Here is a 5,101-nt window from a genome sequence, read left to right as displayed (position 1 = left end):
GGCGGCGGGGGGGCCGCGGGCCCCCCCCCCGCGGCGGCCCTCCCCCCCCCCGTGGGGTGGCGGGGGCTGGCGGGCGCCGTCGGGCCCCCCCCCCCCCCCCCCCCCCCCCCCCCCCCCCGCTCCCACAGGACCTGTCTGAGCAGCGAGGGTGGGCCTCAAGGCCTCTTTCCAGAGACGTCGGAGCGCGAGGCGGCGCAAGCCGCTGGTTACATGCATTCGCGCCCAGCGAATGAACTGGTTCGAGAGCGTGAAGGCGAGCCCGGCCGTACCGGGCATCGCCTAAAGCATCGCGCGCAAGCGCGCTCCCACAGTGAAACTTAAGGGAGGTTCTTCTGCTGCTTCAGCAGGTCGCGGATTTCCTGAAGCAGCACCACGTCGGCGGGCGTGGCGGCGGGCTTGTCTTCGTGGCGGGTCAGTTTGTTGATCGCCTTGACCACCAGGAAGATCGCGAACGCGATGATGATGAACTGGATGAGCACGTTGATGAACACGCCGTACTGGATGGCGACTTCAGCTGTCTTCGATGCCGCGTCCGCGGGTTTCAACACCCACTTCCAGTCCGAGAAATCGATACCGCCGATCAGCATGCCGATCGGGGGCATGATGATGTTGTCCACCAGCGACGTCACGATCTTGCCGAACGCCGCGCCGATGACCACACCGACCGCCAGGTCGATCACGTTGCCGCGCAGGGCGAATTTCTTGAATTCTTCCATCATGCTCATCGCATGGACTCCTCGTTGCGTCGTGTCGAAATTCCCAACCTAGCGATCCCGATGTAGGGATCGCGCGAATTCACACTACCTTGCCCTCGAAAGAAACGATGTCCCCGAGCGTCGCGCGGAACCGGTCACCCTTTTGCAATGCCGAGACCCCCGCGGGCGTGCCGGTGAAGACCAGGTCCCCTGCCTTCAGTTCGAACAGGGTGGATAGTGCCGCGAGGATCTCGCCGACGTCGAGCACCATATCGCCGAGCGTTGCCTGCTGGCGTACCTGGCCGTTGATCTCCAGGGTGATCGTCGTGGCGGCGGTGGGCGTGGCCTCGCTGGCAGGGACCAGCGCGGATACCGGTGCCGAATGGTCGAATGCCTTGGCCACGTCCCAGGGGGCGCCCTTCGCCTTGGCCTGCGCCTGCAGGTCGCGGCGGGTGAGGTCCAGGCCCACGCCATAGCCCCAGACGAGCTTGCGTGCGTCGTCCGCGCTAAGGTGGGAGCCACCGGCGCCCAGGGCCACGACCATCTCCACCTCGTGGTGGAGATCGCTGGTGGCGCTGGGGTAGGGCACGTCGGCGCCATCCGTCACCACGGCATCGGCCGGCTTGGTGAAGAACATGGGGTTCGCCTTGTCGACGCTGGCGCCCATTTCCTTCGCATGGTCCGCGTAGTTGCGGCCGATGCAGAAAATGCGGCGGACGGGGAAACGACCGGCCTGGCCGGTGACGGGGAGGCTCGGCTGGGCCGGCATGGGGATGACGGTATTCATGCTGCCAAGCCTAGCAGGTGACACCTGTCACGGCAGATGACTGATGGGCCTGAATAGCGCACGGTCGCCCAGGTTCGCATGATCTTGTACGAACACCGTGAGGGGATGTGAGGGGACATGAACTCGAACGCCGAGCTGCTGAAGCAGCTGAAGATCGATAAATCGCACAAGGAAGCGCCCGGTGGCGGCCCGCCCTGGGGCCGGATCGCCGCGATCGCCGGCATCGTGCTCATCCTGCTGGCGGCCGGCCTGGGTGCCTGGGCCTTCTTCGGCCGCCGTGCCGTGGAGGTGCAGACAGCCACCGCCGTGGCCCCGGCTTCGGCGGGCGACGCGGGCGCGGTGCTGCAGGCCACCGGTTATGTGACAGCGCGCAGGCAAGCGACGGTCTCGGCGCAGATCACCGGCTCGCTCACCGAGGTGCTGATCGAAGAAGGCGACCGGGTAACGAAGGGCCAGGTACTGGCCCGCCTCGAAGACAACGCCTTGCGCGCCAGCCTCGCCTCGGCGCAGGCCAATGCCGCGGCGGCGCATGCCAACGTCACCCAGAACGAGGCGCAGCTAGACCAGGCGCTGCGCGACGCCACGCGCCAGGAAGCCCTCGTCGGCCGTGGGCTGGTGTCGAAGCAGATCGCCGAGCAGACCCGCACGCAGGCCAATACCTTCCGTGCCCAGCTCAATACCTCGCGCCGCCAGGCGCAGGCCGCGGATTCGCAGGTGGGCGTGGCACAGGTCAACCTCGATTACACCGTGGTGCGCGCGCCGTTCGACGGCGTGATCACCGACAAGGCGGCCCAGGTGGGCGAGATCGTCTCGCCGCTTTCGGCCGGCGGCGGGTTCACCCGTACCGGCGTGGGCACCATCGTTGACATGGATTCGCTGGAGATCGACGTGGACGTCAATGAGGCCTATATCGGCCGCGTGCAGCCGGACATGGCCGCGGAAGCGGTGCTCGACGCGTACCCCGACTGGCGCATCCCTGCGCATGTGATCGCGATCGTGCCGGCGGCCGATCGCGGCAAGGCGACGGTGAAAGTCCGCGTCGCGCTGGAGCAGAAGGATGGGCGCATCGTGCCGGACATGGGCGTTCGTGTTTCGTTCCTGGAAAAGCGCGCCGCCGCGCACGCCGAACCGCCCAAGGGCGTGATGGTGCCCGCCAATGCCATCGTGCAGCGCGATGGCCATGACGTGGCGTTCGTCGTCACCGACGAAAAGGCCCGCCGTCGCGACATCACGGCTGCCAAGCCCGTGAACAACGATCTCCGCCTGGTTACCGCTGGCCTCGCCGCTGGCGAAACCGTCATCACCACGCCACCCGACACCGTCGTCGATGGCACCTCCGTCCACGTCACCCAGTCCGCTCCCTGAGCGTCCAAGGAGATTACCCGCATGGCTACCCTGATCGACATCCAGGACCTGTCCAAGGTGTATGAGCGCGGCCGGCAGAAGGTCGAGGTGCTACATGGCGTCGACCTGAAAATCGAGGAGGGTGACTTCCTCGCGTTGATGGGCCCTTCGGGCTCGGGCAAGACGACGCTGCTGAACCTGATCGGCGGCCTCGATACGCCGAGCGGCGGCAGCATCACCGTGGCGGGCGAGCGCATCGACACGCTTGGCGCGGGTCAGCTGGCGCGGTGGCGCGCGGCGCACGTCGGCTTCGTGTTCCAGTTCTACAACCTCATGCCGATGCTCAGCGCCCAGCGTAATGTCGAGCTCCCGCTGCTGCTGACCAAGCTCTCCGGCAAGCAGCGCGCGCAGAACGCGGCCATCGCGCTGCAACTGGTGGGCCTGGCCGATCGTGCCTCGCACAAGCCTTCGGAGCTATCGGGTGGACAGCAGCAACGCGTGGCGATCGCGCGCGCGATCGTCTCCGATCCCACCCTGCTGGTCTGCGACGAGCCCACGGGTGACCTGGATCGCCAGTCGGCCGAAGAGATCCTTGGCCTGCTGCGTGAGCTCAACCGCGAGCACGGCAAGACCATCGTCATGGTGACCCATGACCCCAAGGCCGCCGAGTACGCCAACCATACGCTGCACCTCGACAAGGGCACCCTTGTCGAGCAGGCCTCGGCCTAAGGGAGCGGCGCGATGAAATACTTCCATCTCATATGGGCCGCGCTGTTCCGGCGGAAGGCGCGCACGTTCTTCACGCTCGTTTCCATCCTAGCCGCCTTCCTGCTGTTCGGCATGCTGGATGCCACGCGGTCGGCGTTCGATTCCGGCGACAACGTGATCGGCGTCGACCGCCTGATCACCACCTCGCGCTATTCGATCATCCAGTCACTGCCGGTGAGCCTGGGCAACCAGATCAAGGCGGTGCCGGGCGTGCGTGACGTCGGCGCCTCCAACTGGTTCGGCGGGATCTACCAGGATCCGAAGAATTTCGTGTTGAGTTTCGCGGTGAGCGATAACTACTTCGATATCTTCCACGAGATCCAGATCAGCCCCGAAGAGCGCAAGACGTACGCCAGTACCCGCACCGGCGCGATCGTCGGCGAGGCACTGGCCAAGCGTTTCGGCTGGAAGGTGGGTGACAAGATCCCGCTCCAGTCGACGATCTTCCCGCAGCGCAATGGCGACAAGACCTGGCCGTTCGACATCGTAGCCATTTACAAGGTCGCCCCGGGCGCGGCGAACGGTACGGACCAGCAGTTCTTCTTTCACCACAAGTATTTCGAGGATGCCAACGCCTTCCAGAGCATCGGCACGACGGTGGGCTGGTATGTCATCCGCCTGAACTCGGCGAACGATGCCGACCGCGTCGCGAAGGCAGTGGATGCGCTCTCCGCCAACTCCGACCACGAAACGAAGACCCAGACCGAGCAGGCGTTCAACGCCTCGTTCGCCAAGCAGATCGGCGACATCGGCCTGATCGTCAGCGCGATCATGGGTGCGGTCTTCTTCACGCTGATCCTGCTTACCGGCAACACCATGGCACAGGCCGTGCGTGAACGGACCAGCGAGCTGGCGGTGCTGAAGACCATCGGCTTCTCCAGCCACAGCGTGCTCTACATGGTGCTGGCGGAGAGCATCTTGCTGCTGGTGATAGGCGGCGTGCTGGGCCTCGGCCTCGCGGGCGTGATCGTACCGATCGTGGCCAAGGGCAGCGGTGGCATGCTCAACCTCCCACCCGTGGGTTCGCAGACGTGGCTGCTCGGCCTCGTGCTGATGGTGGTGATCGGCGCGATCGTCGGTGCCTTGCCCGCCCTGCGCGCCATGCGCCTCAACATTGTCGACGCCCTGGCAGGGCGCTGAGGAACGGCCATGAAGACATTCAAGAAGTTCCTTGGCGGCGTGCTGCTGCTCGCGATCATCGCGCTGTTCCTGGTCGTGTGGACGATGCTGCCGTGGCAGGGCGTCGTCGTGCTGGCGATCCTGCTGGCCGTGTGGATGGTCGCGACGCGGCGTGGCCGGCAGACGTGGCAAGTGACCCGCGTGGGCCTTTCCACGGTGACCCAGCGGCTCGGTTCCTCGTCTGTCGGGGTCGTCGGTATCGCCGGCGTGGTCGGCGTGCTCGTCGCGATGCTGGCGATGAGTGAAGGCTTTGCACAGACCTTGCGCGCCTCGGGTAACGACCACACCGCCATCGTCCTGCGCGGCGGTTCGCAGGCGGAGCTCAATT

Annotated in this window: 5 protein-coding genes and 1 pseudogene; 4 read left to right on the top strand and 2 right to left on the bottom strand. The window is 66.0% G+C overall.

Features of this window, described 5'->3' with window-relative positions; all coding sequences use genetic code 11:
* Positions 1–317 precede the first annotated feature (317 nt).
* Positions 318–725: a large-conductance mechanosensitive channel protein MscL gene (gene mscL / locus ACTHLF_RS02590; RefSeq protein WP_440324593.1), complete on the bottom strand. Its 408-nt coding sequence runs from the start codon at positions 723–725 to the stop codon at positions 318–320.
* 70 nt (positions 726–795) lie between these two features.
* Positions 796–1,482, bottom strand: coding sequence for a fumarylacetoacetate hydrolase family protein (locus ACTHLF_RS02585; RefSeq protein WP_440324592.1), 687 nt, complete (start codon positions 1,480–1,482; stop codon positions 796–798).
* Between the two features lie 117 nt (positions 1,483–1,599).
* Between ACTHLF_RS02585 and ACTHLF_RS02580 the strand changes: the two genes are divergently transcribed.
* The 4 genes and pseudogenes from ACTHLF_RS02580 to ACTHLF_RS02565 all read left to right on the top strand — a co-directional run.
* Entirely contained in the window at positions 1,600–2,847 is a 1,248-nt protein-coding gene (locus ACTHLF_RS02580) for an efflux RND transporter periplasmic adaptor subunit (RefSeq protein ID WP_440324590.1), read from the top strand.
* 21 nt (positions 2,848–2,868) lie between these two features.
* Entirely contained in the window at positions 2,869–3,555 is a 687-nt protein-coding gene (locus ACTHLF_RS02575; RefSeq protein WP_440324588.1) for an ABC transporter ATP-binding protein, read from the top strand.
* A 12-nt stretch (positions 3,556–3,567) separates the two neighbouring features.
* Positions 3,568–4,734 (top strand): ABC transporter permease, encoded by a 1,167-nt coding sequence (locus ACTHLF_RS02570; RefSeq protein WP_440324587.1) that lies wholly within the window; start codon positions 3,568–3,570, stop codon positions 4,732–4,734.
* Positions 4,735–4,743: 9 nt separating this feature from the next.
* Positions 4,744–5,101 (top strand): annotated as a pseudogene (locus ACTHLF_RS02565) (ABC transporter permease); the annotation flags it as partial.

Origin of the sequence: Luteibacter sp., assembly GCF_051958795.1 — a bacterium.
GTDB lineage: Bacteria > Pseudomonadota > Gammaproteobacteria > Xanthomonadales > Rhodanobacteraceae > Luteibacter.
The sequence above is the reverse complement of the archived record's forward strand: the minus strand, read 5'-3'. Positions and strand labels throughout refer to the sequence as shown.